The following is a 25014-nucleotide window of genomic DNA, read 5'->3' as shown; positions in this document are numbered from 1 at the left end:
TGTGCACCTGGACGCGGCGAGCCACCGCCTCGAGCCGTCCGACCACGCCGCCGCCGGCTGGACGGTGGAGGGACGGGACCTCGACGGCTGGCTCGCCGGCCACGGGGCCGCGCCGCTGACCGCCCGGGTCCCGGTGCTGGCGTTCGGCTCCAACCGCAGCCCCGGCAAGCTCACGTGGCTGCGCGAGCACCTCGGGCTCGCCGGCCCGGTCGTGGTGCTGCGGGCGCGCGTCGAGGGGCTCGCCGCGGTGTGGGCCGCCGGGCTGCGGGCGCGCGACGGGGCGCGACCGGCGACCCTCGCCCCGGCGCCGGGCGCGGTCGAGACCCACGCGGTGTGGATGGCGACCCCGGACCAGGTCGCCGTGCTCGACCGCTGCGAGGGACGCGGGGAGCGCTACGACCTGGTGCGCCTGCGCACGGGCACGGTGGTCACCGAGGACGGGGCGCGGCTCGACGGCGTGTGGACCTACTGGGCGGGCGACCCGGGGACACGCAGCGGACAGGGGAGCACGCCGATAGGGGAGCTGGACCCATCGGTGTCGCGGGCCCCGCTGCTCGTCGACGGCGCGCCGGTCCCGGTCACCGCGCTCGACCAGGCCGCCGCGCGGGACCTCGTCGGCACCCCGGCGCCCCCGGTCCCGGACGCCGTGACCGTCGAGCACGGCACCCCCGACCCGGCGTCGTGGCCCGACCGCGTGTTCGTCTACGGCACCCTGCTGCCCGGGCGCAGCGCGTGGCCGCTGATGGCCCCGCACGTCACCGGCGAGCCCCGCGAGGCGTGGCTGCCGGGCCGGGTGCACGACACCGGCCGGGGCTACCCGGCGCTCGTCCGCGGCGGCGCGGGGCGGGCGCTGGGCGCGGTCCTGACGCTCGCCGACCCGCGGGCCGCCCTGCCGCGCCTCGACGCCTACGAGGGCCCCGACTACGTCCGCCAGCGCGCCGTCGCCCACACCGCCGACGGCCTCCTGCCCACCTGGGTCTGGACCTGGCACGGCCCGGTGTCCGGGCGCCCGTTGACCGCGGCCTGGCCGCCTACGAGCGGGTCCGCACGCTGACGTAGAGCGGGGCCGGGGCCATCGCCGGCGCGACCGGGGCGACGGGCGTCGGGACGACCTCCTCATGCTCGTCGGCGCGGCGCCGGACCGACCGCCCGAGCGCGAGGAGCGCCAGCCCGACGACGAACGCCACCCCGGCCAGCACGAGCACGCCCAGGGCCACGAGCTGCGGGATGCCGTGCAGCCGCGGGACGCCGGGCACGGCGAGGGGCACGGCGCCCATCAGGAGGATCACCGTCACCGCCGACACCACGAGCACCCGCACGTCACGACCCCCCACTCCGCGGATCACCACTGTCCACCGGATCTCGCGCCCGCCGCCAGCGCTCGTTACGACCATCGAGGTCACGATGCGGTCCCGGTCCCCCGCCCGGGTGTCCGTTGGACGCACCCCCGTGGCTCGGACATCCTGATCACCATCTCGCGGACGGGGGAGCGATGCTCGAGATCGACGGGATCTCCAAACGATTCGGTGCCACGATCGCCCTGGACGGCATGACCCTCACCGTGCGCCCCGGCGAGCTCTACGGGTTCGTCGGCGCCAACGGCGCGGGCAAGACGACGACCATGCGGATCGCGCTCGGCGTGCTCGCCGCCGACGCGGGCGAGGTCCGGCTCGACGGCCGCCCGCTCGACGCGGCGTCGCGGCGCCGGATCGGCTACATGCCCGAGGAGCGCGGGCTCTACCCGCGCATGGCCGTCGACACCCAGCTGCGCTACCTCGCCGCGCTGCGCGGGCGCTCGGCCGCGGCGGCCCGCGAGGCCGCCAACCGCTGGACCGAGCGCCTCGGACTCGCCGAGCGCCGCACCGACGAGGTCCAGCGCCTGAGCCTGGGCAACCAGCAGCGCGTCCAGCTCGCCGCCGCGCTCGTCGCCGAGCCGGACGTCCTCGTGCTCGACGAGCCGTTCTCCGGCCTCGACCCGATGGCCGTCGACGTCATGAGCGAGGTCCTGCGCGAACGCCGCGACGCCGGCGCGCCTGTGGTGTTCTCCTCGCACCAGCTCGAGCTCGTCGAGCGCCTCTGCGACCGGGTCGGGATCGTGCGCGCCGGGCGCCTCGTCGCCGAGGGCGCGGTGGCCGAGCTGCGCGACGCGTCGGCCGTCGAGGTCGTCGTGGACGCCCCGCACGCACCGCCGGGGTGGGCCGACGGCGTGGCCGGCGTCGCCCGGGCACGGGACGCCGAGGGCGGGACGGTGCTGACCCTCGCCGACGCGTCCGACGCGACCCTCGGCGGTGTGCTCGACGCGGCCCGCCGCACCGGGCCGGTGCACGAGTTCCGGCGCCGCCGCCCGACGCTCGCCGAGATCTACCGGGACGCCGTGGCCGACCACCCCGACCGCGGGGCGGCCGCGTGAGCGAGGCCCTGCGCCCCGTCCTGCTCATCGCCCGCCGCGAGTTCGCGTCACGGGTGCGGGGTCGGGCGTTCGTCGTCGGCACGCTCGTGGTGCTGGTGCTGCTCGGCGTCTACGCGGCGGTGATCGCCACGATCGCCTCCGGCGACGACACCGCGCGCGTCGGCGTGACGGGCCCGGCGACCGCCCTCACCGGCCCGCTGGAGCGCGCCGCGCCCACCGAGGGGCTCACGCTCACCGTCGTCCCGCAGCCCGACGTCGCGGCCGGTGAAGCCGCGGTCCGGGCCGGGGACCTCGACGCACTGGTCGGCGGCGAGCCCGTGCGGCCCCGGGTCTTCGTCGAGTCGGAGCCCGACGCCGCGCTGGAGCGGGTGATCGTCGACGCGACGTCGTCGGTGGCCCGTGACGGCTTCCTGGTCGCACGCGGGGTCGACCCGGCGGCGCTGGACGCGGCGGTCGCCGAGTCGGGCCCGGTCGTGGTGGCCGCCGAGGCGCCCGACCCGCAGGCGGGCCGGCGGCTGGGCCTGGGGCTCGCCGGGGCGTTCCTGCTGTTCTTCTCCATCCAGACCTACGGCGCGATGGTCGCCCAGGGCGTCGTGGAGGAGAAGGCGAGCCGGGTCGTCGAGATCGTCCTGTCGTCGGTGCGGCCGTGGCAGCTGCTGCTCGGCAAGGTGCTGGGGCTCGGCGCGGTCGGGCTCCTGCAGCTCGTCGTGCTCGGCGGGGCCGGGCTCGCGGTGGCGAGCGCGGCGGGCGTGCTCGCCGCCGGCGCCGGGCTCGTGTCGACGCTGGTGTCGGTGGTGGTCTGGTACCTGCTGGGCTTCGCGCTCTACGCGACGGTGTTCGCCGCCGCCGGGTCGCTGGTGTCGCGCCAGGAGGACACCCAGAGCGTGCTGTCGCCGATCACGATCACCGTGCTGCTCGGGTTCGTCGTCGGCTTCAACCTGCTGACCAACGACCCCCGCGGCACGGCCATCACCGTGATCTCCCTGCTGCCGCCGTTCAGCCCGCTGTTCATGCCGGCCCGGATCGCGCTCGGCGTCGCGCCGGTGGGCCAGATCGTGCTCGCGCTCGTGCTGACCATCGCGTTCACGGCCGGCGTGCTCGCCCTGGGCGGGCGCATCTACGCGAACTCGGTGCTGCGCACCGGCGCGCGCGTGTCCCTGCGCGAGGCGCTGGGCCGGGACTGACCGTCCTCAGGACGGGCGGTCGCCCGCGATCGCCACGCGCTCGGCGACCCGGCGGTGCGGGTGGTAGTCGCCGACCGCGTAGTGCTGGGTCGCCCGGTTGTCCCAGAACGCCACCGTGCCCGGCGCCCAGCGGTACCGGACCTGGTACTCGGGCACGTGCGCCTGCGCGAACAGGTGGCGCAGCAGCGCGTCGGACTCCGCCCGCTCCAGGCCCTCGATGCGGGTGGTGAAGGCGCCGTTGACGTAGAGCGTGCGCCGCCCGGTCTCCGGGTGGGTGCGCACCACGGGGTGGCTCACCGGCGGGAACACGTCCTGCAGCCGCTCGAGCTTCTCCGGCTCCAGGAAGCGCACGAAGCCGGGCACCATGTCGTGCACCGCGCGCGCGTCGTCGATGCGGGCGAGAACGTCCGGGGTCAGGTTGTCGTACGCCGCGGCCATGTCGGCCCAGATCGTGTCGCCGCCGCGGGGCGGGGTCTCGATCATCCGCAGCATCGCGCCCATCGCCGGTGCCGTCCGGAACGTGGTGTCGGCGTGCCAGATGTTCTCGTAGGTCTGGGGCCCGTCGCCGCCCTTGGTGAAGCGCACGGTGGCGGGGTCGTCGCCCTGCTCGAGCAGCGGGTTGGTCTCCAGCTCGCCCCAGTGCCGCGCCAGGGCGCGCTGGCCGGCCGGGTCGAGGTCCTGGCCGGGGAAGAACAGGACCTTCCACTCCAGGAGCGCACGGTGGATCTCGGCGCGCAGCGCCGCGTCGGTGGCGGCGAGATCGACACCGCGGATCTCCGCACCGAGGGTGGCGCCGACCGGCGTGAGCTCGAACGCGTCGTACCGACAGCGGTCCGGCCCGTCGCCCGGCATGCGGCGCAGGAGGCGCCGCCCCTCGAGGAGGTCGACGGCCGGGGTGCTGGTCGACCTGGCCGCGGTGCTGCCCGTTCGCGTGTCGAGGACGCTGGTCACGATCGACCACGGTCAGCTTGGCGGTGGGGCCCCGTCAACGCAATGTGGCCGAGATCGTTTACCCCCTCGCCTTTACCTCGTCCTGGTGCAACGATCCCGCGATGCTCACACGTTCAGGGCGGGTGGTCGGCGCGACCATCGCCGTGCTCGCGTTCGTCCTCGCCGGCTGTGGTGGCCTCTCCGGCTCCGGTCAGCCCCAGGCCCAGGGCGGCAGCCTCGCCGCCAGCGGAATCAACCTCGCCGGCCAGACCTACACGGTCGGCGGCCAGGAGTTCGACGAACAGCTGCTGCTCTGCAAGATGAGCGTGGCCGCCCTGCAATCGGTCGGCGCCGCCGTGAACGACCGGTGCAACATCACCGGCTCCGCCGCCGCCCGCCAGGCCCTGCTGTCCGGCGAGATCGACATGGGCTGGTCGTACACCGGCACCGGGTGGATCACGAACCTCGGCAACACCACGCCGATCCCCGACTCCCAGCAGCAGTACGTGGCGGTCCGCGACCAGGACCTGCAGCGCAACCAGATCGTGTGGACCAACCCGACGCCGTTCAACAACACGTACGCCATCGCCACGACGCGGGCCTTCGCGGACGCGAACAACATGCGCACGACCACCGACTGGGCCAACTTCATCAACAGCGGCAACCCGCAGGCCACCACCTGCGTCGAGGCCGAGTTCGCCAGCCGCAACGACGGCCTGCCCAACCTGCTCAAGACCTACGGCGTGACGGTGCCCTACGACGCCCCGCCGGCCCTGACCGTCCTGGACACCGGGGCGATCTACCAGGCGACCGCCAACGGCAACCCGTGCTTCTTCGGCGAGGTGTTCACCACCGACGGCCGCATCCCGGCGCTCAACCTGGTGTCGTTGGCCGACGACAAGAACTTCTTCCCGAAGTACAACGCGTCGAACACGATCCGCAAGAACGTCGTCGACCGGAACCCGGCCGTCGTCCAGGTCTTCGACCAGATCTCGCCGCGCCTCACCGACGACGTGATGCTGCAGCTCAACGGGCAGATCTCCTCGCAGGGCCGCGACGCCGGCCAGGTCGCCAACGAGTTCCTGCAGCAGCAGGGCCTCATCGGCTGACCCACCACCGCCCCACTGTTTGACCGAAGGGCCCCTTCGCTCGGATAGATCGAGCGAAGGGGCCCTTCGGGCGTTCACGGGAGGCGGCCGGCGTTCCGGCGAGGGGCGCCCCTCGCCCGTCTATTCGATCGAAGGGGCCCTTCGTTCGGAACCGGGCGCGGCGCTCAGAGCGCGTTGAACCGGTCGAGCGCCTCCTGGCGTTCGGCCTTGTGGTCGACGATCGGCGCCGGGTAGTCCGACGGCGGTTCCGCGAGCTTCCAGGGCTGGTGGACCTTCTTGCCCTCGACGTCCGCGAGCTCGGGCACCCAGCGGCGGACGTAGTCGCCCTGGGGGTCGAAGCGCTCCCCCTGGGTCACGGGGTTGAAGACGCGGAAGTACGGGGCGGCGTCGGTGCCCGTGCCCGCCGCCCACTGCCAGCCGTGCTGGTTGGACGGGAGGTCGCCGTCGACCAGGAGGTCCAGGAAGTGCCGCGCCCCCCGCCACCAGGGCAGGTGCAGGTCCTTGACGAGGAACGACGCCACGGCCATCCGCATGCGGTTGTGCATCCACGCCTCGCCGCGCAGCTGGCGCATCGCCGCGTCGATGGCCGGGAAGCCCGTGCGCCCCTCCTGCCAGGCGCGGAACTTCTCCTCGGCGCTCCTGCCGCCGTCCATGGGCATCGAGTCGAACTTCGGGTCGAAGTTCTCCCGGGCCGAGCGGGGGTAGAACCACAGCACACTGGCGTAGAAGTCGCGGAAGCAGAGCTCGTTGCGGTACGACGTCGCGCCCTTGCCCGACCCGCCGACGCCGGCGAGCAGCGTGCGCGGGTGGATGGCGCCGTACTTGAGGTACACCGACATCCGCGAGGTCCCGGGCTTGTCGGGGCGGTCGCGCAGGTCGTCGTAGTCCTCGAGGTGCTCGTCGACGAAGGCCTCCCAGTGGTCGTGGGCGGCCTGCTCGCCGGCGTCGGGCAGCTCGGCCTCCGGGGGCTCGTCATCGGGGATCTTCACCGCGCGCGGCCCGCCGTCCTTCTCCGACGGCTCGATCCACGCGACGGTCGACGCGTCGGTGTCGGCGGGGGCGCCCTTGTCGCGCTTGGCCCACTCGCGGCTGAACGGCGTGTAGACCCGGTAGGGCTCGCCGTCGGACTTGGTGATCCGTCCGGGCGCCACCGCGTACGGCGAGCCGGTCCGGACCAGCTCGACGTCGCGGTCGCCCAGGGCCTTCTCGACGGCCTCGTCGCGCTCGCGGCCGTACGGGCCGAAGTCGGCGGCCACGTGCACGCTGCGCGCCCCCACGGCGCCCGCCAGCTCCGGGATCGCCTCCGCCGGGTCGCCGCGCACGACGAGCAACCGGCCGCCGAGCGAGGAGTCGAGATCGCGCAGACTGCGGTGGAGGAACGTCCGCCGGGCCTTCCCCGACGGCCCGAGCAGGCGCTCGTCCAGCACGAACACCGCGAGCGAGCGCTCCGCCCGCGACGCCGCCTCGAGGAAGATCGGCTGGTCGTGCACCCGCAGGTCGCGGCGGAACCAGACGATCGCGGTCTCGTCCCGCTCGTCACTCATGGATCCCGACTACCCCGGCACGACACGCCTACGCCCGTTCGGCCTCACCCTGCGGCCAGGTGCTCCAGCGACGCGCGGACCAGCGCCGTGTCGCCGGTGTCGAGCCCGTGCACGACGGCGTAGCAGGGGGCGACCGCCCGCCAGTCCCGGGCGCGGTCGGTCAGGTCGGCGCCGTACGCCGCGAGGACGGCGGCCGCGACGTCCGGCGTGGTCTCGAGCAGCGGCCACACGAGGTCCTTGGCGGGGTCGCCGGCGCGCGCGTCGGACCAGTCGAGGACCCCGGTGATCCGGCCGCCGTCGACCAGGACGTGCTCCGGGCGCAGGTCGCCGTGCACGAGCACCGCCGCCGGCGCGTCCCGCAGCCGGGCGAGGCGGGCGTGCAGCGGGCCGGGGTCGTCGAGGCGGGGCAGGACCTCGGCGGCGAAGCGGGCGAAGGCGCGGTCGCGCCACCCGCGGGTGACGTCCGGTCCGGGCAGCCCGCGGGCGACCGCGTCGTCGAGCGGGACGTCGTGCAGCGCGCGGAGGAACGCCCCGAGGGCCGCACCGAGATCGGATCCCGGCGCGTCCAGCGCCGCGCCCCGCAGCAGCGCGTGGCGCACCGTCACCGGCGCGCGGCCGATGAGCCGTGGCTCGGGCACCGGCACCGGGAGGTACCGGGCCAGCCACGGCAGCAGGCGCGCCTCGCGCTCCAGCCCGGCCCCGGCGGCGGGCCGGCGCGCGGTGCGCTCGACCCACCGCCCGTCGACCAGGACGGCGTCGCTGTCCCACCCGGACCCGAGCGGGACGCGCGACACGGGAGACCTAGCGCTGGTCCATGCTCACGTAGGAGCGCTGGGTGGGGCCGGTGTAGACCTGGCGCGGGCGCCCGATGCGGGTGTCCGGGTCGTCGATCATCTCTCGCCAGTGGGCGATCCAGCCCGGGAGGCGCCCGATGGCGAACAGGACCGTGAACATCTCGGTCGGGAAGCCCATCGCCTGGTAGATCAGGCCGGTGTAGAAGTCGACGTTCGGGTAGAGCTTGCGCTCGACGAAGTAGTCGTCCTCGAGCGCGTACTCCTCGAGGCGCATCGCGATGTCGAGCATCTCGTCGCCGCCGCCGAGCTTGTCGATGATCCCGCGCGCGGTGTCGCGCACGATCGCCGCGCGGGGGTCGTAGTTCTTGTAGACCCGGTGGCCGAAGCCCATGAGCCGGACGCCCGGCTCCTTGTTCTTGACCTTGCGGACGAACTCGTCGGCGTTGCCCTCGTTGTCGCGGATGCCCTCGAGCATCGTGAGGACCGCGGCGTTGGCCCCGCCGTGCAGCGGACCGAACAGGGCGTTGATGCCGGCCGAGATCGACGCGAAGAGGTTGGCCTGCGCCGAGCCGACCATCCGCACCGTCGACGTCGAGCAGTTCTGCTCGTGGTCGGCGTGCAGGATGAGCAGCATGTCCAGGGCCTTGGCGACCTCGGGGTCGATCTCGTAGTTCTCGGCGGGCAGCCCGAAGGTCAGGCGCAGGAAGTTCTCGACCAGGCCCAGGGAGTTGTCCGGGTAGAGGAACGGCTGGCCGATCGAGTTCTTGTAGGCGTAGGCCGCGATCGTCGGGACCTTGGCCAGCAGGCGGACGCTGGAGAGGTCGACGTTCGGCTCGTCGAACGGGTCGAGGGACGACTGGTAGAAGGTCGACAGCGCCGACACCGCCGAGGACAGCACCGGCATCGGGTGCGCGTCCTTCGGGAAGCCGTCGAAGAACTTCTTCAGGTCCTCGTGCAGCATCGTGTGCCGCTGGATCTGGTCGGTGAACGTGTCGAGCTGCTGCTTGCCCGGCAGCTCGCCGTACATCAGCAGGTAGCTGGTCTCGACGAACGTCGAGTTCTTCGCCAGCTCCTCGATGGGGTAGCCGCGGTAGCGCAGGATGCCCGCGTCACCGTCGATGTAGGTGATGTCCGACCGGCAGGCGCCGGTGTTGACGAAGCCCGGGTCGAGGGTGATCAGACCCGTCTCGCCGAGCATCTTCCCCAGGGAGACGCCCGAGGAGCCCTCGGTCGCCTCGACGATCTCCATCGTGTGCTCGCCGCCCGGGTACGACAGCGTGGCGGTGCGCTTCTCGGAATCCTCGCTGGCCATCGGCAGTCAGTCCCTCTCGCGCGCGTCGTGAGCGGGAGGGCGGCGGCGCCGGCTCGGCGAGCGAGGTGCCGGGCCGCCCGGCCGCCGGGGGTGTCCCGCGGCGCGCTCCCGCAAGCTGTGGGGGTCGTACGAGCGCGAACCGTAGCGCTCGCGAGGTCCGCCGTGCAGTACGAGTGGCGCAGGCGCGCGACGTGGTCCCCGTCACTCTGCGACAACCGCGTTACCGCGTACCGTCACGGGTCCGCCATCTCGCGGCGCCACGGCGGCTCGGCCCCGGCGCGCGAGACCGTCCACGCCGCGGCGCGGGCGGCGAACCCGAGGGCCGCCGCCCAGTCGTCGGCGTCGAGGCGGGCGACGGTGTCGCGGTGGAGGGCGTCGTGGTCGGCGAGCCAGGCCAGCAGCGCGCCGTGGACGCTGTCGCCCGCGCCGATGGTGTCGACCAGCGGGCCGACGGACGCCGCGGGCGCCGTGACGACCCCGCCGCCGCGGGTGTACGCGGCGAGCCCCGCGGACCCGCGGGTGAGCACGACCGCGCCGGCCCCGGCGTCGAGCACGTCCTCGGGCGTGCGGCCCCAGCGCTCGGCGTCCTCGTCGGAGAGCTTGACCAGCCCCGCCACCCGCGCGATCCGGTCGAGGCGGGCGACGACGGCGTCGGGGTCGTCGACGAGCCCGGGCCGCAGGTTGGGGTCGAGGCTGACCAGGCGCCCGCGCTCGGCCTCCCGCACTGCGAGGTCGGCGTAGCGCGACGCGCCGGGCTCGAGCACCAGCGACAGGGTGCCGACGGCGACCGCGGCGGTGTCGGCGGGCAGCTCGCCGGGGTCGGCGACCAGCCGGTCGGCGCTGCCCGCGACGTGGAACGCGTAGCGCGCCGCGCCGGCCGCGTCGAGGGTGACCACGGCGAGCGTGGTCGGCTCGGGGCCGCGCTGCACGAGCCCCGTGTCGACCGCGTTGGCCTCGAGGCGGCGCACCAGCGCGTCACCGAAGGGGTCGGTCGACAGGCGCGTGAGCATCGTCGTCGGCACCCCCAGGCGCCCGAGGCCGACGGCGGTGTTGAACGGGCCGCCGCCGAGACGCGGCGCGAGCGGGGTGAGGGCGGGGTCGTCGGGATGACCGTCACCGGTGGGGACCAGGTCGACGAGCGCTTCCCCGCCGACCACGATGCGACCGGTCATGACCCCTCGATCCCCCAGCTCACCGTCCACGTCTCCCCCGGCGCGAGCACCCGCAGGTCCGTGCCCGAGTTGGCCGCGTCCGCCGGGCAGGTCATCGGCTCCACGGCCACGGCGCGGCCCCGCCCGGCGAGGTCGTCGGGGGTGAAGACCATGACCCAGCCGAAGGCCGCGTCCGCCCACAGCGTGGTGGCCCCGCCGTCGGGTGCGGTGAGCACGCCGAGCACCCCGTCGGGGCCCGGCGCGGCGCCGAAGCAGGTGTCGAGTGCGAGGTCGCCGACGCGCCGGCCCCCGCGCAGGTCCTCGTCCGGGGCCACGGGGCGCACGGCGACCGGGATCATGCGCTCGTCGGTGTCGACGACGCGGTCGGCCGCGACGGTCAGCGTGCAGTCGCCGGGCGGGACGTCGCCGACGCGCAGGTAGGGATGGGTGCCGACGCCGGCGGGGACGTCGCCCTCGCCGGTGTTGGTCAGCGCGTGGGTGACGGCGAGCCCGGTCGGCGAGGCGGCGTAGGTGGTCTCGACGTGCAGCGGGCCGGGCCAGCCGGACGCGGCGTCGACGTCGGCGGCGAGGCGCACGGAGTCGCCGGCGCGGTCGACCACCCGCCACGGGCGGCGCCGCAGCAGCCCGTGGATGGCGTTGCCGCGGGCGGCCTCGGTGGCCTCCAGGCGGTACTCCTGCCCGCGCCAGGTGTAGGCGGCGCCGGCGATCCGGTTGGGCCAGGGGACGAGGACGCCGCCGGCGCCCATCGGTGGGGTGGCGTCGGCGTCGAAGGTCTCGACACGGGCCCGCCCGTCGACGTCGAGCGCCCGCAGGCCGGCACCGACCTCGGTGACGACGGCGCGGGTCGGCCCGGCGACGAGGTCGAACTGCTCGCCGGTCGGCTGCACGGCGGCACACGCTAGCGGTGTGACGATCTGTTTGCGTCCCTCCGTGCGGGGTTTCGTCCCCCGGCCGGAACGGTCACTGCACCGGACATGACGAGCGACGAGGACACCGCGTCCGGAACGCCCAGGGTCGTGGTGGTCGGCGGCGGGTTCGCGGGCTTCCAGGCGGCGCGATCCCTCGCGAGGCGCATGGGGGACGCGGTCGACATCGTCCTCGTCAGCCCGACGAACTACTTCCTCTACCTGCCGCTGCTGCCCGAGGTCGCCGCCGGCATCCTCGAGCCGCGCCGCATCTCGGTGGCCCTCGCCGCCGCGCTGCCCGCCTGCGTGCGCCACGCGCCCGGCGAGGTCGACGAGCTCGACCTCGACGGGCACCGCATCGGCTGGCTCGACCCCGAGGGCGTCCACCACGAGACCACGTTCGACCGCCTGGTGATCGCGGCGGGCAGCGTCCACAAGGTGCTGCCGGTGCCCGGCGTCACCGAGTACGCGCAGGGCTTCCGCGGCGTGCCCGAGGCGCTCTACCTGCGCGACCACCTCATCCGCCAGGTCGAGCTGGCCGCCATGTGCGACGACCCCGACGAGCGGGCCGCGCGGCTGACCGTGGTGGTGGTCGGCGGGGGCTACACGGGCACCGAGGTCACCGCCCAGGGCTTCCTGTTCACCCGCGAGCTCGCGGCGAGCCGGGGCCTGGCGGAGGTGCCGCGCTGGGTGCTGGTCAGCCGCGGCGAGCTCCTCTCCGGGCTCGACCCGCACCTCGGGCGCAACGCCGACCGGGTGCTGCGCGAGCGCGGGGTCGACGTCCGCACCCACGAGGAGGTCGACGAGGCCACCGGCGACGGGGTGTGCCTGAGCTCGTCGGGCGAGCACGTGCCCACCCGCACGCTCCTGTGGTGCGTCGGGGTGCGCCCCGACCCGCTCATCGACGACCTCGGCGTCGAGGTCGAGCAGGGCCGGATGGTCGTCGACACCCACCTGCGCGTGCCCGGGCACCCGCACGTCTTCGCGTGCGGCGACGCCGCGGCGGTCCCCGACCGCGCGCGCCCCGGCGAGTACACGGCGATGACCGCCCAGCACGCCGAGCGCCAGGGCCGCCTCGCCGGGCGCAACGTCGCCGCGTCGCTCGGCCACGGGCGCAGCAAGGCCTACAAGCACCGCGACCTCGGCTTCGTCGTCGACCTCGGCGGCTACGACGCGGCGGCGAACCCGCTGGGCCTCAAGTTCACCGGGGTGCCCGCGCACGTGGTCGCCCGCGGCTACCACCTGCTCGCGATGCCGGGCAACCGCGTCCGCACCGCCGTGGACTGGCTGCTCGACGCCGCCCTGCCGCGCCAGACCGCGCAGCTCGGGCTGGTGCGCTCGCCCGCCGTGCCGCTGGACTCCGCGTCGCCCGAGGTCCCGCAGCACGGCCTCGGGTTCCCGCACGCCACCGATCAGTCGTCGTCGCGGGCGACCTTCCCGCCGCGACCGGGCGGGTCGGCCGAGGCGGCGTCCCCCGAGGCGTCCCCCGAGACGTCCTCGGAGGCCCCGTCGGATGCCCCGTCCTCGCCGAGGGGCGCCCGGTAGCGCCAGAACACCGGGAAGATCGCGACGACCAGCACCGTCAGCACGATCACGCCGATGCCGCCGACGAACGTCGCGGTGCCGGTGCCCCAGGCGTCGGCGGCGGGGCCGTGCCAGAGGTCGCCGACGCGGGGACCACCGGCCACGACGACCGTGAAGACGCCCTGCATCCGCCCGCGCATCTGGTCGGTGGCGACGACCTGCAGCATCGTCTGCCGGAACACCGCGCTGACCAGGTCGGCGGCGCCGGCGACCGCGAGCAGCGTCACGGCGAGCCAGAGCATCGAGGTCAGCCCGGACAGGGCGACGCCGAGCCCCCAGACGCACACCGCGACCGTGACGGCCACGCCCTGGCGCCGGATCCCGTGCAGGCGCCCGGAGAACAGCCCGCCGAGCGTCGCGCCGATCGCGATCGAGGCGAACAGCGCGCCCAGCGCGAAGCCGCCGCCGGGCGGGTCGCCGAACACCCGCTCGGCGGCCTCGGGGAACACCGCGCGGGGCATGCCGACCGCCATCGCCACGATGTCGACCAGGAACGACACGAGCAGGACCTGGCTGGTGGCGATGTAGCGGAAGCCGGCCACCACGTCGGCGAGCCCGGCGCTGCGGCGCACGGCGTGGAACGCCCCGCGCAGCCCGCCCGGCCCCTCGCCGACCGGCAGGCGCGGCAGGTTGAAGGCGGCCCAGATCGCCGCGGCCAGGCAGGCGGTGTCGACGAAGTAGAGGATGCCGACCGAGCTGAAGGTCAGGACGACGCCCGCGAGCAGGGGCCCCGCGATCGCGCCGACCTGGTTGACCGTGAACAGCAGCGTGTTGGCCGCCGGCAGCTGGTCGTTGGGCAGGATCCGGGGCAGGACCGCGGCCCGGGTGGGCTGGTTGATCGCCAGGAACGCGGTCTGCACGGCGTAGAGCGACAGGATCGTCCACGGGCCGCCGATGTGCGTGACGGAGACGACGCCGAGCAGCGCCGAGGTCACGGCGATGCCCGTGCCGGTGAACACCAGCAGCCCGCGCCGGTCGACGGCGTCGGCGATCGCGCCGCCCCAGAGCCCGAAGACGATCAGCGGGACGAGGCCGAACAGGCCGACGAGCCCGACCCACGCCGACGAGCCCGTCAGCTGGTAGAGCTGCGTGGGCACCGCGACGACGGTGAGCTGCGCGCCGACGACCGTGACGATCGCGGCGATCCAGAGCCGCTTGAAGGCCGGGGTGCGCAGCGGCGTCGTGTCGGCGAGGAATCCGCGTCCCGTGCGTGGCACGGCGACGATCCTGCGCTCCTACGGCGCGAGGCGCTCCACGACCCACCCCGGATCGGTCCGCCGGAAGCGCAGCCGGTCGTGGAGGCGGTCGCTGCGGCCCTGCCAGAACTCGACGTGGGTCGGGACGATCCGCCAGCCGCCCCAGTGCGGCGGCGGCGGGATCTCCTCGTCGTCGGCGAAGCGCTCGGTGACGGTCGCCAGGAGCTCCTCGAGGGCGGCGCGGTCGCGCAGCACGCCCGACTGCGGCGACGCCCACGCCCCGAGCTGCGACCCGCGGGGCCGGGAGCGCCAGTAGACCGCGGTGTCCTCGCGCGGCAGCAGCTCCACGGTGCCGATCACCGTGGCCTGCCGCTGCAGCGCCAGCCACGGGAAGGTCGCCGACGCCTGGCGCGTCTGGCGCAGCTGGTGGCTCTTCTCCGAGGTGTAGTTGGTGAAGAACGTGACGCCGCGGGCGTCGACGTCCTTGGCCAGCACGGTGCGGGTGGTCAGGCGGTGCTCGTCGTCGCCGGTGGCCAGGACCATCGCGTTGGCGTCGGGCAGGCCGCCCTCGCGGGCCGCGCCGACCCAGGCGAGCAGCTGCTCGTGCCAGGTCGGCGCCAGGTCCGCGGCGTCGAGCGTCGCCGACCGGTAGTCCTCGCGCATGCCCGGCAGGCCCGTGCTCCGCTCCGCCACCCGACCTCCTCGTCCCGTTCGTGTCCGGCCGTCCGCCGCACCGTAGGCGACGGCGGGGTGCACACCACGTGAGCAGTCACACAGGCCGCTCCGTTGCCCGCCGGTCACGCCGCGGAGCACGGTGCTGCTGGGCGTGCCGCACCCCCGTACCCGGGCGGACGGCGCGCCGCGATGGGCGACGGGGCCCCGACCGGGATCCCCGCGCCGCCAGGCGAGGAGGTCCGGCAGTGAGCACGACGGTCCCCACCGCTCCCCCCGGCTTCTCGCCGGGCCTCGAGGGCGTCGTCGCCTTCCGCACCGAGATCGCCGAGCCCGACCGCGACGGCGGCGCGCTGCGCTACCGGGGCGTCGACATCGAGGACCTGGTGGGCACCGTCGGCTTCGGTGACGTCTTCGGCCTGCTCGTCGACGGCGAGCTCGGCCGCCCGCTGCCGCACGAGGAGCCGGGGCTCGAGCCGCCGTTCAGCGGCGACGTCCGCGTCGACGCCCAGGCCGGTCTCGCCCTGCTCGGGGCGCGCTGGACGCTGCCGCCGCTGCTCGACGCCACCCCGGAGCGCGCCCGCGACGACCTCGCGCGCGGCGCGGCCGCCGCCCTGGCCCTGGTGGCCCGCGCGGCCCGCGGGGCGGAGCTGCCGGCGGTGCCCGAGCACACCCTCGCCGCCGTCGACGACCCGGTGGAGCGGTTCCTCACGCGCTGGCGCGGCGAGGCCGACCCCACCCACGTCCGCGCCCTGGACGCCTACTGGGTGTCGGCCGCGGAGCACGGGCTCAACGCGTCGACGTTCACCGCGCGCGTGGTCGCCTCCACGGGGGCGGACGCCGCCGCCGCGCTCTCGGCGGCGGTCGGCGCGATGTCGGGCCCGCTGCACGGCGGCGCCCCGGCGCGGGTGCTGCCGATGATCCACGAGGTCGAGCGGACCGGGGACGCCGACGCCGTCGTGCGCGGGATCCTCGACCGCTCCGAGCGGCTCATGGGCTTCGGGCACCGCGTCTACCGCGCCGAGGACCCCCGCGCCCGCGTGCTGCGCCGGGTCGCCCGCGACCTCGGGGCACCGCGCTACGAGGCGGCCGCGGCGCTGGAGACGGCGGCGCTGGCCGCGCTGCGCGCGCGCCGCCCGGACCGGGCGATCGAGACCAACGTCGAGTTCTGGGCCGCGGTGATGCTCGACCTCGCGGGCGTGCCGGCGCCGATGATGCCGGCGATGTTCACGTGCGCCCGCACGGCCGGTTGGGCCGCGCACGTGCTCGAGCAGCGCCGCACCGGGCGCCTCGTGCGCCCGTCGGCGCAGTACATCGGCCCGGGCCCGCGCGCCGTCGACACGGTGGCGCGATCGGCCTGAGGGTCGATCCGGAGATCACGGGAGTCGTGGTGCACCTCGCTCCACGAATCCGGATCAGCGGCGCAGGCCGGGCGCTCGACCGGCGATCCCGCTCCCCGCGGCACCCGCGCAGTGGCCCACGCGACAGCGATGGGGCGGGCACGCTGGGAGGATGACGCGGTGACCACGTCGACCGACACGCTGCAGATTCCCGCCGAGCTCCTGCCCACCGACGGGCGGTTCGGGTGCGGGCCCTCGAAGGTGCGCCCCGAGCAGCTCGCCCGCCTGGCCGAGAGCGCCGACGTGATGGGGACGTCGCACCGGCAGAAGCCGGTCAAGGCGATCGTCGGGCGCGTGCGCTCCGGGCTGCGCGACCTGTTCTCGGTCCCGGACGGCTACGAGGTCGTGCTCGGGGTCGGGGGCACCACCGCGTTCTGGGACGCCGCGGCCGCCGGGCTGGTGCGCGAGCGCAGCCTGCACCTGACCTACGGCGAGTTCTCCTCGAAGTTCGCCTCGGTGACCAAGGGCGCGCCCTTCCTCGCCGACCCCATCGTCGTCTCCGCCGACCCGGGCAGCGCCCCCGAGCCGACCTCCGACCCGAGCGTCGACCTCATCGGCTGGGCCCACAACGAGACCTCCACCGGCGTCGCCGTCCCCGTCTCCCGGCCCAGCGGCTCCGGGGACGCGCTCGTCGCGATCGACGCGACGTCGGGCGCCGGCGGGCTCCCGGTGCAGATCAGCGAGTCCGACGTCTACTACTTCGCGCCGCAGAAGTGCTTCGCCTCCGACGGCGGGCTCTGGATCGCGATCATGTCGCCGGCCGCGCTCGAGCGCGTCGAGCAGATCGACGCCGACAAGCCGGGCGGGCGCTGGATCCCCGAGTTCCTGTCGCTGTCGACCGCGCTGGACAACTCCCGCAAGGACCAGACCTACAACACCCCGGCGGTGGCGACGCTGCTGCTGCTCGCCGACCAGATCGAGTGGATGAACGCCGGGGGCGGCCTGGACTGGGCGACCGGGCGCACCAAGGACTCGTCCGACCGTCTCTACCGCTGGGCCGAGGAGTCGTCGTTCGCGACGCCGTTCGTCGCCGACCCCGCGCACCGCTCGCAGGTCGTCGGCACCGTCGACTTCGACGACGCCGTGGACGCCGCGGCCATCGCCTCGACGCTGCGCGCCAACGGCGTCGTCGACACCGAGCCCTACCGCAAGCTCGGGCGCAACCAGCTGCGCATCGGCATGTTCCCCGCGGTCGAGCCGGACGACGTCACCGCGCTGACCCGCTGCATCGACTGGGTCGTCGAACGCCAGTCGTGACCACGCTGGGCCGAACGGGTCACCGGACCCGGTGAGGACGTCTCGCCCGTGTCGCCCGTCCACCGAGACGCGCGACGCGGGCGCGGCGCGCCTCCCTCGTCCGGGGATCCCCGTCGCCTAGCGTCGGTGGGCGAGCACCGAGCCCCACCGGTCATGCGGGGCGAGGGCCGCGAGCCGACGGGGAGGCCTTGATGCGTCAGCTGCGCGTCGTCGGCCTGGGTGACGACCACGAGACCGTGATCCTGGAGGACCCGATCCGCCACGAGCGGTTCGCGGTCTCGGGCGACGAGCGCCTGCGGGCCGCGGCCCGGGGCGACGTCCGCCGCCTCGGGCAGATGGAGATCGAGGTCGCGAGCCCGCTGCGGCCCCGCGACATCCAGGCACGGGTGCGTGCCGGCGAGTCGGTCGACGAGGTCGCCTCGGCCGCCGGCGTCAGCGCCGCGCACGTCGAGCGCTTCGCCTACCCCGTGCTGCTCGAGCGCGCCCGGGTCGCCGAGATCGCCCGGCGGGCGCACCCCGTGCTGCCCACCGACCCGGCGCGCACCGACGGGCGCACGCTCGGCGAGATCGTCGCCGCCACGTTCCTCACCCGCGGCCAGGACCTCGACGACGCCCGCTGGGACGCCCACAAGGGCGACGACGCGCAGTGGGTCGTGACGCTGTCCTGGCAGGCGGGCCGCTCGGACAACGTCGCCCGCTGGTCGTTCCGCCCCGGGAGCTCGGGCGGCACCGTCGACCCGCGCGACGACCCCGCCCGCGAGCTGCTCGGCCGCGAGCCGGTCGGCGGCCCGCGCCGCGTCGACGCCACGGCCCCCGAGCCCGCCCACGAGGCGCCGGCGGAGGCCGAGACCCCCGAGGCGCTCGACGAGACGCCCGCGCTCGCCGTCTCCGGGGACACCGCGCCCGCCCGCCGCGGCGCCCCGTCCGCGCACCCGCACCACCCGCACACCGGGTCGGGCTCCTCGAGCCCGCGCCGGGGCGAGCGCGGGACGGCCCGGCGCGCCCCGCGCGGCGAGCGCCGCGGCACCCCGCCGGTGCCGGGGGCGGGCATCGGCGACGACCAGGTGCCGACGCCCCGGACCGCGACCGCGACCCCGGCCGAGCCCGCGCCCGGTGCCGCGGAGCCCGCCGACGCGCCGGAGGCCCCCGAGGTCACCCGCCGCGGCAAGCGCTCGCACCCGATCGTCCCCTCGTGGGAGGACGTCCTGCTTGGCACGCGCTCGCCGCGCGGCTGAGCCGCCCGGCACGGTTCAGAACGCCGCGACGGCCAGGAACACCAGCGCGAGCCCGGCGCCCGCGAAGGTGCCGTACACCGCCCAGCGCCAGGTCGGCACGTGGCGGTTGAGCCACAGCGCCGGCACCAGGCCCGCGACCACCGCCGCGTCGACGGCGAGCCCGATCGGGCCGAGCCCGGCGATCAGGGGCGCGGCGAGGGCCAGGTTGGCGAGCAGCACCACGCCGGCGACCAGGACGGACAGGGTCAGCCCCACGCCCCACGGGGTCGGCTCGGCGGCCGCGGTGACCGCGGAGAGCTCGGCCTCCTCGACCACCGGGCCGGGCGCCGGGGCGCCGTCCCCGGTCCCGTGGCGGGGCAGCGGCGGCACCGGCGGCGGGTGCGGGGTGCGCGTGACGCGGCGCAGCGCCACGCGGTGGCCGGTGACCGGGTCGCAGTAGTCGACCGGGGCGGCGAGCTCCACGGAGAGCCGGGCGGCGAGCTGGCGCCCGCGGCGGCTGATCGCGTCGGCGGCCGGGTCGCGCGCCGCTCCCGCGCCGACGGGCAGGCTCGCCGCCACCCGCGCCCACTCGCGCAGCGCGTCGACCAGGTCCGGCGGCAGGCCCCAGGTGCGGCCCTCGCCCCCGTGCGGGCCCGGCTCGGCGAGCGCGACCCCGGCGACCAGGGCGGCGCCCCGCTCGGCCCGCACCTCCACGACCCTCACCGGGGCACGCCCGCGACGGCGTGGAACGCGACGGCGCCCGCGGTGGCGACGTTGAGCGAGTCGACGCCGCCGGCCATCGGGATGCGGACGCGGACGTCGGCGCGCTCGAGCGCCTCGGCGGACAGGCCCGGGCCCTCGGCGCCGAGCAGCAGCGCCACCCGCTCCCGGTCCGCGAGCGCCGCCAGCGCCCCGGGGTCGCCGCCGGGCGTCAGGGCGGCGAGGACGAACCCGGCGTCCCGCAGCCCGGCCACCGCCTCGTCGAGACCGGCCGTGGCGAACGGCACCCGCAGCACGTGGCCCATGGAGACGCGCACGCTGCGCCGGTAGAGGGGGTCGGCGCAGCCCGGCCCGACGATCACCGCGTCGACGCCGAGCGCCGCGGCGTTGCGGAAGAGGGCGCCGAGGTTCTCGTGGTCGTTGACGCCCTCGAGCAGCGCCACGCGCCGCGCGCCGGCGAGCAGGGCGGGGAGGCCGGGCGCCGGGGCGCGGTCGGCGCTCGCGAGCACCCCCCGGTTGAGGTGGAAGCCGACCACGTGCGCCATGGTGTCCGCGTCCGTGACGTAGGCGGGCACGTCGACCCCGGTCAGCTCGGGCGCGAGGTCGTCGACCCGGCGGGCCACGCCGAGCAGGGCCCGGGGCGGGTACGGCGAGGCCAGCAGGCGGCGCACCACCACGGTGCCCTCGGCCAGCACGAGGCCCCGTCCACCGGGGCGGTCCGGCCGGCGATCGGCCCGCGCGAGGTCGCGGAAGTCGGCGAGGCGCGGGTCGGCCGCGTCGTCGACCTCCACCACACGCGCCACGTGCGTATCGTTCCAGACCGCGCTGCCGGGGGCCGGACCCGGCGAGCGCCGGGCGCCGGGACCGGCTCCCGGGTACCAGGTGTCGAGCGCTCCGGGTCGGGCATCCGGGGGGCGACGCCGAGCCGGTGGCCGACGGAGACGAGCGCGACGCAACCCTCCGGCGGGGCCCGGGAACGTGGGAGGCTGGGGCCGTGAGCGAGATGCGGGTGGTCGGTGTACTGGCCGTCGACGACGCGACGCAACAGGGCGGGTCGTCGGGATCGGGCGAGAGCCGGCACCCCGTCGTGCTGCTGCAGGAGACCGACGGCAAGCGCTGCCTCCAGATCTGGATCGGGCTGGCCGAGGCCGAGGCGATCGCCCTCGAGCAGCAGGGGCGCCTGCCGGAGCGTCCGCTGACCCACGTGCTGATCTCCGACGTGGTCTCGGCGCTCGGGCGCCGGCTGGAGCGCATCGAGATCACCGAGGTGCGCGGCGGGACCTTCTACGCGGACCTGGTGTTCGACCGGGGGCTGCGCGTCTCGGCGCGCCCCAGCGACTCGATCGCCATCGCGCTGCACGCCGACGTGCCGATCCACGCCACCGAGGGCGTCCTCACCGACGCCGGTGTGGTGGTCGAGGACGACGAGGGCGACGAGGCCGCGGGCACCGGCGGCGCCGCGAGCAGCGACGAGGACGAGATGGACCGCTTCCGCGCGTTCCTCGACAACATCTCGCCCGAGGACTTCGGACGAAGTGGCTGACCTCGGGACGCAGTCGGCGGGTCAGAGGTCACCATCCGGCGACCAGCGGTCGGCCTCCGGGGTGTCCTACGCTGAACGGACGCTTTCCGCGGGCGGACGGTGTCGGCGTCTGGCGTGATCTCGCGGGCTGTGTCAGCGTGACCGCTCGTCGGGGTTCGCGTGAGGGGTCGTGGTCCGCCGGGCGTGGCGGCACGCGGTGGTTGTCGGATCGTGGACGGGAGCCGGGCGGGTAATGGGCCAGCACCTCACCGCCACCCTCTTCACGGCCTCGGACCAGGCGCGCTACCGGCACCGCATCCACCGGTGCCTCGAGGCCTTCGGGACGATGGTCAGCGAGGGTCGGTTCGCCGCGGCGGAGCCGAGCACCGGGGTCGAGATCGAGCTCGCCCTGGTCGACGAGGACATGCGCCCGGCGATGCTCAACCACGCGGTGCTCGACCGGTCCGCGTCCGACGTCCTGACCTCGGAGCTGGGGCGCTGGAACCTCGAGATCAACCTGCCGCCGCGGATGCTGCCCGGCGCCACCGCGCACGACCTCGAGCAGGACATGCTCGACGCGACCACGAACGCCGGCGACTGCGCCCGCGACCTCGGCGCCCGGGCGGTGACGATCGGCATCCTGCCCACCCTGGCCGCCGAGCACCTCGCGTCCGACCAGCTCACCGAGGACCCGCGCTACGCCCTGCTCAACCGGCAGATGCTCACCGCGCGCGGCGAGCCTTTCCGCCTCGACATCACCGAGCCGCCGGCCTCGCGCCACGGCCCCACCGACGGCGGCCCCGCCGAGCACCTCGTCCTCGACGTCGACTCGATCGCGCCCGAGGCGGCGTGCACGTCGCTGCAGCTGCACCTGCAGCTCACCCCGGACCTCTTCCCCGCCTACTGGAACGCCGCGCAGGCGATTGCGGGGCTGCAGGTGGCGCTCGCCGCCAACTCGCCGTTCCTGCTGGGTCGCCGGCTGTGGGCCGAGACGCGGATCCCCCTGTTCACCCAGGCCGTCGACACCCGCCCCGTCGAGCTGCGCAACCAGGGCGTCCGCCCGCGGGTGTGGTTCGGCGACCGCTGGACGCAGTCGGCGTACGACCTGTTCGAGGAGAACGTCCGCTACTTCGGCGCGCTGCTGCCCCTGGCCGAGGACGAGGACCCGTTCGCCGAGCTCGACGCGGGCCGGCCCCCGAGCCTGCAGGAGCTGCGGCTGCACAACGGCACGGTGTGGCGCTGGAACCGCCCGGTGTACGACGTCGCCGACGGCGTCGCGCACCTGCGCCTGGAGAACCGGGTGCTGCCCGCGGGGCCGACGGCCGTCGACGCCGTCGCCAACGCGATGTTCTTCTACGGCCTGATCCGTGCGCTCGCGGAGTCCGACCGCCCGCCGTGGCAGCTGATGTCGTTCGACGCGGCCGAGGCCAACTTCACCGCCGGAGCGCGGCACGGCATCGAGGCCGCCCTGTACTGGCCGGGCATCGGCACCGTGCGCGCCGACGAGCTGGTGCTGCGCCGCATGCTGCCGCTGGCGCAGGAGGGCCTCGCGGCCTGGGGCGTCGACTCCGAGGCCGCCGACCGCTACCTGTCGGTGATCGAGCAGCGCTGCGTGCGCCGGTCGACGGGCGCCACCTGGCAGGTCCGGGCCGTCGGTCGGGCCGAGCGCCGCGGGCTCGACCGGGGCAACGCGGTGATGGAGATGATGAAGCGCTACCTCGAGGGCATGGAGGCCAACGTGCCGGTGCACGACTGGCCGCTCGACTGACGCCGCCGGCGCTGCAGCACCAGCCACACCCCGGCGACCACCACCGCGGCGACCACTGACGCCGCGCCCCCGAGCACCAGCGGCGCGCGCCCGCCGAGCTCCTCGGCGAGCCACCCCAGCGCCGGGCCGCCCACCGGCGTGCCGCCGAGCAGCACGACCATCCACAGGCCCATGACCCGCCCGCGGACCTGCTCGTCGACGCCGAGCTGCACGGCGGCGTTGGCCGCGCTGGTGAACAGCAGCTGGGCGGCGCCCGTGGGCACGAGCAGCAGGGCGACCAGCGGGTAGCTGGGCATCAGGCCGGCGGCGACCTCGCAGGCGCCGAACACGACGGCGGCGACCACCACGGTGCGCAGGCGCGGGCGTCCCACCCGGCGCGCGGCGGTGAACGCCCCGAGCAGGCAGCCGACGGCGAGCGCCGAGGTCAGCAGGCCGTACGACTCGGCGCCGCGCCCGAACACGTTGCGGGCGACGATGGCCAGGGTCACGAAGAAGTTGATGCCGAGCGTGGAGACGAAGAAGACGAGCACGAGCAGCAGCACCACGTCGGGGTGGCGCCGGACCTCGCGCAGGCCCGCCCGCACCGCGCCCCGCTCCCGGGGGGCGCGCGCGTAGGCGAACATCTCGGCGGGGCGCATCCGCTGCAGGCCGGTGAGGACCGCGACGAACGTGACCGCGTTGAGGAGGAAGACCCACCCGGTGCCGACCCCGGCGATGAGCAGGCCGCCGACCGCCGGGCCCAGCACGCGCGCGGTGTTGAAGGTCATCGAGTTCAGGGCGACGGCGTTGGCCAGGGCGCCGGAGCCGACCATCTCGCCGGCGAACGACTGGCGCACCGGCCCGTCGAGCGCCGAGAAGCAGCCCAGCAGCACGCACAGGACGTAGACCTGGGTGAGCGACACCAGGCCCGTCACGTCGAGCAGGCCGAGCACGAGCGCGCACGCGCCCATCGCGACCTGCAGGCCCATGAGCAGGCGGCGCTTGTCGTAGCGGTCGGCGATCGAGCCGCCCCACAGGCTCAGCAGCAGGGTGGGGCCGAACTGCAGCGCCGCGGCGACGCCGAGGGCCACGGGGCTGCCGCCGGAGAGCTCGAGGACCAGCCAGTCCTGGGCGACGCGCTGCATCCAGGTGCCGACCAGCGAGACGACCTGGCCGGAGGCGAAGAGGCGGTAGTTCCGGACGCGCAGGGCGGCGAAGACGCTGCCCCGGGTGTCACGGGCGGGATGCGTGCTGTCGACCTCGCTCACCGGAGATCGCCACCGCACGCCACAGTCGTGAGCTTACCTAACGAGTTGGTCGGGGGTCGGGCGGAGCGACTCCGAAGAGCCGCCCCGCCGACGTCGACCCTCAGGGCTTGGTGTCCTCGAGGGCGAACCCGATCTTGAGGGTGACCTGGAAGTGCCCGACCTCACCGTCCTGCACGTGCCCCCGGATCTCGGTCACCTCGAACCACTCGACCTGCCGCAGGGTCGTCGAGGCCCGGCGGATGGCGCCGCGGATCGCCTCGTCGACGCTCTCGGCCGAGCTGCCGACGATCTCGGTCTTGCTGTAGGTGTTGTCAGCCACCCGGGGGCTCCTTCGCTCGTTGCGGATTCGACCTTCCGTCGAACCGGTACCCGTTCTCCCCCGGACGCCCACGTGTCGCGCCGCGCGGCGACCCGGGCCGGGCTCAGACCGACCGCGGGCGAACGTGATCGACGGCCGCATCGAGGGCGAGGGCGAGGACATGGAGGTCCCGGTGGACGCGCGCGAGCATCAGCCCGCCCTGCACGGCGGCGAGGACGGCGACGGCCATCTCGCCGGCGTCGCGCGAGGGATCCACCCCGCCGCCGTCGCGCTGGCCCCGCACGAGCAGGGCGGCGATGCGCCGCTCCCACTGCGCGAAGGCCGCGGCCTGGTGCTCGCGCCAGGCGGGGTCGTCGTCGACCTGTCCGCTCAGCACCCCCAGGGGGCAGGCGAACGGCCCGCCGCCGTCACGGTGGAGCTCGTAGATCGACGCCGCCCAGGCCCGCACCTCGTCGCCGGGCCCCTCACCGGAGGGCTCCCCCAGCGCCGGCTGGGCCGCGAGCACCTTCTCGAGCTGGCGGTCGATGACGGCGAGGACGAGGTCCCGCTTGCCCCGGAAGTAGTGGTAGAGCTGGGACTTCCCCGTGCCGCTGACCCGCAGGACGTCGCCGACGCCGGTCGCCCCGATGCCGCGGGCCTCCATCAGCCCGGCCGCGGCGTCGACGATGGCCTCCCGCGTCCGACGACCCCGAACCGTCGGCGGGACGGTCGGCGCGTGCTCCGTCGTCACGGCACCAGCCTAAGGCCGGGAACAT

The 25014-nt window shown here is 75.3% G+C and carries 23 protein-coding genes and 1 pseudogene; 10 read left to right on the top strand and 14 right to left on the bottom strand.

All coding sequences use genetic code 11. The annotated features are described in order from the left end of the window. Position 1 precedes the first annotated feature (1 nt). The gene (locus ACFPK1_RS06550) at positions 2-1054 is read left to right on the top strand and encodes a gamma-glutamylcyclotransferase (RefSeq protein ID WP_378020083.1); all 1053 of its coding nucleotides are present in this window, start codon (positions 2-4) and stop codon (positions 1052-1054) included. Here the strand turns inward: ACFPK1_RS06550 and ACFPK1_RS06545 are convergent. After that, entirely contained in the window at positions 1032-1319 is a 288-nt protein-coding gene (locus ACFPK1_RS06545) for a hypothetical protein (RefSeq protein ID WP_378020082.1), read from the bottom strand. The two genes, ACFPK1_RS06550 and ACFPK1_RS06545, sit on opposite strands and share 23 nt — an antisense overlap. Before the next feature lie 173 nt (positions 1320-1492). Between ACFPK1_RS06545 and ACFPK1_RS06540 the strand changes: the two genes are divergently transcribed. Beyond that, positions 1493-2410, top strand: coding sequence for an ABC transporter ATP-binding protein (locus ACFPK1_RS06540; RefSeq protein WP_378020081.1), 918 nt, complete (start codon positions 1493-1495; stop codon positions 2408-2410). Beyond that, positions 2407-3594 (top strand): ABC transporter permease, encoded by a 1188-nt coding sequence (locus tag ACFPK1_RS06535; RefSeq protein ID WP_378020080.1) that lies wholly within the window; start codon positions 2407-2409, stop codon positions 3592-3594. Before ACFPK1_RS06540 ends, ACFPK1_RS06535 begins: the two co-directional genes overlap by 4 nt. A gap of 6 nt (positions 3595-3600) precedes the next feature. Here ACFPK1_RS06535 and ACFPK1_RS06530 read toward each other — a convergent pair whose 3' ends face one another. Next, the gene (locus ACFPK1_RS06530; RefSeq protein WP_378020279.1) at positions 3601-4446 is read right to left on the bottom strand and encodes a TauD/TfdA dioxygenase family protein; all 846 of its coding nucleotides are present in this window, start codon (positions 4444-4446) and stop codon (positions 3601-3603) included. Between the two features lie 200 nt (positions 4447-4646). Between ACFPK1_RS06530 and ACFPK1_RS06525 the strand changes: the two genes are divergently transcribed. Beyond that, positions 4647-5633 (top strand): glycine betaine ABC transporter substrate-binding protein, encoded by a 987-nt coding sequence (locus ACFPK1_RS06525; protein ID WP_378020079.1) that lies wholly within the window; start codon positions 4647-4649, stop codon positions 5631-5633. Between the two features lie 164 nt (positions 5634-5797). On the opposite strand, the gene ACFPK1_RS06520 is transcribed toward ACFPK1_RS06525, so the two are convergent. The 5 genes from ACFPK1_RS06520 to ACFPK1_RS06500 all read right to left on the bottom strand — a co-directional run bounded on the left by ACFPK1_RS06520 (position 5798) and on the right by ACFPK1_RS06500 (position 11342). Next, positions 5798-7177: a cryptochrome/photolyase family protein gene (locus tag ACFPK1_RS06520; protein ID WP_378020078.1), complete on the bottom strand. Its 1380-nt coding sequence runs from the start codon at positions 7175-7177 to the stop codon at positions 5798-5800. A gap of 44 nt (positions 7178-7221) precedes the next feature. Next, complete coding sequence (locus tag ACFPK1_RS06515; RefSeq protein ID WP_378020077.1) at positions 7222-7971, bottom strand: phosphotransferase; 750 nt, start codon at positions 7969-7971, stop codon at positions 7222-7224. A 7-nt stretch (positions 7972-7978) separates the two neighbouring features. Continuing rightward, positions 7979-9283, bottom strand: coding sequence for a citrate synthase (locus tag ACFPK1_RS06510; protein ID WP_378020076.1), 1305 nt, complete (start codon positions 9281-9283; stop codon positions 7979-7981). 233 nt (positions 9284-9516) lie between these two features. Further along, entirely contained in the window at positions 9517-10455 is a 939-nt protein-coding gene (locus ACFPK1_RS06505) for a carbohydrate kinase family protein (protein WP_378020075.1), read from the bottom strand. Further along, the gene (locus ACFPK1_RS06500) at positions 10452-11342 is read right to left on the bottom strand and encodes an aldose 1-epimerase family protein (RefSeq protein WP_378020074.1); all 891 of its coding nucleotides are present in this window, start codon (positions 11340-11342) and stop codon (positions 10452-10454) included. The genes ACFPK1_RS06505 and ACFPK1_RS06500 overlap by 4 nt, the downstream gene beginning before the upstream one ends. An 87-nt stretch (positions 11343-11429) precedes the next feature. Here ACFPK1_RS06500 and ACFPK1_RS06495 point away from each other — a divergent pair, with 87 nt between their 5' ends. After that, complete coding sequence (locus ACFPK1_RS06495; protein ID WP_378020073.1) at positions 11430-12905, top strand: NAD(P)/FAD-dependent oxidoreductase; 1476 nt, start codon at positions 11430-11432, stop codon at positions 12903-12905. 86 nt (positions 12906-12991) lie between these two features. Here ACFPK1_RS06495 and ACFPK1_RS06490 read toward each other — a convergent pair. Next, positions 12992-14161, bottom strand: a pseudogene (locus ACFPK1_RS06490) (MFS transporter); the annotation flags it as partial. An 18-nt stretch (positions 14162-14179) separates the two neighbouring features. Next, positions 14180-14803, bottom strand: coding sequence for a pyridoxamine 5'-phosphate oxidase (gene pdxH, locus ACFPK1_RS06485; protein WP_378020278.1), 624 nt, complete (start codon positions 14801-14803; stop codon positions 14180-14182). A 257-nt stretch (positions 14804-15060) separates the two neighbouring features. Between pdxH and ACFPK1_RS06480 the strand changes: the two genes are divergently transcribed. From ACFPK1_RS06480 to sepH, 3 genes are all read left to right on the top strand, one after another. Next, a complete protein-coding gene (locus ACFPK1_RS06480) occupies positions 15061-16173 on the top strand; it encodes a citrate synthase 2 (RefSeq protein WP_378020072.1) in 1113 nt (370 codons plus the stop codon). A gap of 159 nt (positions 16174-16332) precedes the next feature. Then, positions 16333-17469 carry a phosphoserine transaminase gene (serC, locus tag ACFPK1_RS06475; protein WP_378020071.1) on the top strand — a complete coding sequence of 379 codons (1137 nt, stop codon included), beginning with the start codon at positions 16333-16335 and terminating at the stop codon, positions 17467-17469. Between the two features lie 191 nt (positions 17470-17660). Continuing rightward, positions 17661-18704, top strand: coding sequence for a septation protein SepH (sepH, locus tag ACFPK1_RS06470; RefSeq protein WP_378020070.1), 1044 nt, complete (start codon positions 17661-17663; stop codon positions 18702-18704). Positions 18705-18719: 15 nt separating this feature from the next. Here the strand turns inward: sepH and ACFPK1_RS06465 are convergent, their stop codons facing one another. Then, positions 18720-19406: a DUF2537 domain-containing protein gene (locus ACFPK1_RS06465; RefSeq protein ID WP_378020069.1), complete on the bottom strand. Its 687-nt coding sequence runs from the start codon at positions 19404-19406 to the stop codon at positions 18720-18722. Then, positions 19403-20206, bottom strand: a complete 804-nt coding sequence (locus ACFPK1_RS06460; protein ID WP_378020068.1) for a TrmH family RNA methyltransferase — start codon at positions 20204-20206, stop codon at positions 19403-19405. Before ACFPK1_RS06460 ends, ACFPK1_RS06465 begins: the two co-directional genes overlap by 4 nt. 191 nt (positions 20207-20397) lie before the next feature. Here ACFPK1_RS06460 and ACFPK1_RS06455 point away from each other — a divergent pair, with 191 nt between their 5' ends. Then, the gene (locus ACFPK1_RS06455; RefSeq protein WP_378020067.1) at positions 20398-20946 is read left to right on the top strand and encodes a bifunctional nuclease family protein; all 549 of its coding nucleotides are present in this window, start codon (positions 20398-20400) and stop codon (positions 20944-20946) included. Between the two features lie 232 nt (positions 20947-21178). Continuing rightward, positions 21179-22693, top strand: a complete 1515-nt coding sequence (locus ACFPK1_RS06450) for a glutamate-cysteine ligase family protein (protein ID WP_378020066.1) — start codon at positions 21179-21181, stop codon at positions 22691-22693. On the opposite strand, the gene ACFPK1_RS06445 is transcribed toward ACFPK1_RS06450, so the two are convergent. The 3 genes from ACFPK1_RS06445 to ACFPK1_RS06435 form a co-directional block, all read right to left on the bottom strand. After that, the gene (locus ACFPK1_RS06445; protein ID WP_378020065.1) at positions 22639-23940 is read right to left on the bottom strand and encodes an MFS transporter; all 1302 of its coding nucleotides are present in this window, start codon (positions 23938-23940) and stop codon (positions 22639-22641) included. The two genes, ACFPK1_RS06450 and ACFPK1_RS06445, sit on opposite strands and share 55 nt — an antisense overlap. A gap of 100 nt (positions 23941-24040) precedes the next feature. Further along, positions 24041-24259, bottom strand: coding sequence for a dodecin (locus tag ACFPK1_RS06440; protein WP_378020064.1), 219 nt, complete (start codon positions 24257-24259; stop codon positions 24041-24043). Between the two features lie 103 nt (positions 24260-24362). Continuing rightward, the gene (locus ACFPK1_RS06435; protein WP_378020063.1) at positions 24363-24989 is read right to left on the bottom strand and encodes a TetR/AcrR family transcriptional regulator; all 627 of its coding nucleotides are present in this window, start codon (positions 24987-24989) and stop codon (positions 24363-24365) included. Positions 24990-25014: the final 25 nt, after the last annotated feature.

The organism is Actinomycetospora rhizophila, assembly GCF_042657905.1.
Taxonomy (GTDB): domain Bacteria; phylum Actinomycetota; class Actinomycetes; order Mycobacteriales; family Pseudonocardiaceae; genus Actinomycetospora; species Actinomycetospora rhizophila.
Note: the sequence above shows the minus strand (reverse complement) of the source record. Positions and strands in the feature narration are given on the sequence as shown.

Bases quoted from the DNA above. Each gene is read 5' to 3' on its own strand.
- ACFPK1_RS06505 (WP_378020075.1), bottom strand. From the start codon at position 10,455: ATGACCGGTCGCATCGTGGTCGGCGGGGAAGCGCTCGTCGACCTGGTC.
- ACFPK1_RS06495 (WP_378020073.1), top strand. From the start codon at position 11,430: ATGACGAGCGACGAGGACACCGCGTCCGGAACGCCCAGGGTCGTGGTG.
- ACFPK1_RS06450 (WP_378020066.1), top strand. From the start codon at position 21,179: ATGGGCCAGCACCTCACCGCCACCCTCTTCACGGCCTCGGACCAGGCG.
- ACFPK1_RS06530 (WP_378020279.1), bottom strand. From the start codon at position 4,446: ATGCCGGGCGACGGGCCGGACCGCTGTCGGTACGACGCGTTCGAGCTC.
- pdxH (WP_378020278.1), bottom strand. From the start codon at position 14,803: ATGCGCGAGGACTACCGGTCGGCGACGCTCGACGCCGCGGACCTGGCG.
- ACFPK1_RS06540 (WP_378020081.1), top strand. From the start codon at position 1,493: ATGCTCGAGATCGACGGGATCTCCAAACGATTCGGTGCCACGATCGCC.
- ACFPK1_RS06510 (WP_378020076.1), bottom strand. From the start codon at position 9,283: ATGGCCAGCGAGGATTCCGAGAAGCGCACCGCCACGCTGTCGTACCCG.
- ACFPK1_RS06525 (WP_378020079.1), top strand. From the start codon at position 4,647: ATGCTCACACGTTCAGGGCGGGTGGTCGGCGCGACCATCGCCGTGCTC.
- ACFPK1_RS06520 (WP_378020078.1), bottom strand. From the start codon at position 7,177: ATGAGTGACGAGCGGGACGAGACCGCGATCGTCTGGTTCCGCCGCGAC.
- sepH (WP_378020070.1), top strand. From the start codon at position 17,661: ATGCGTCAGCTGCGCGTCGTCGGCCTGGGTGACGACCACGAGACCGTG.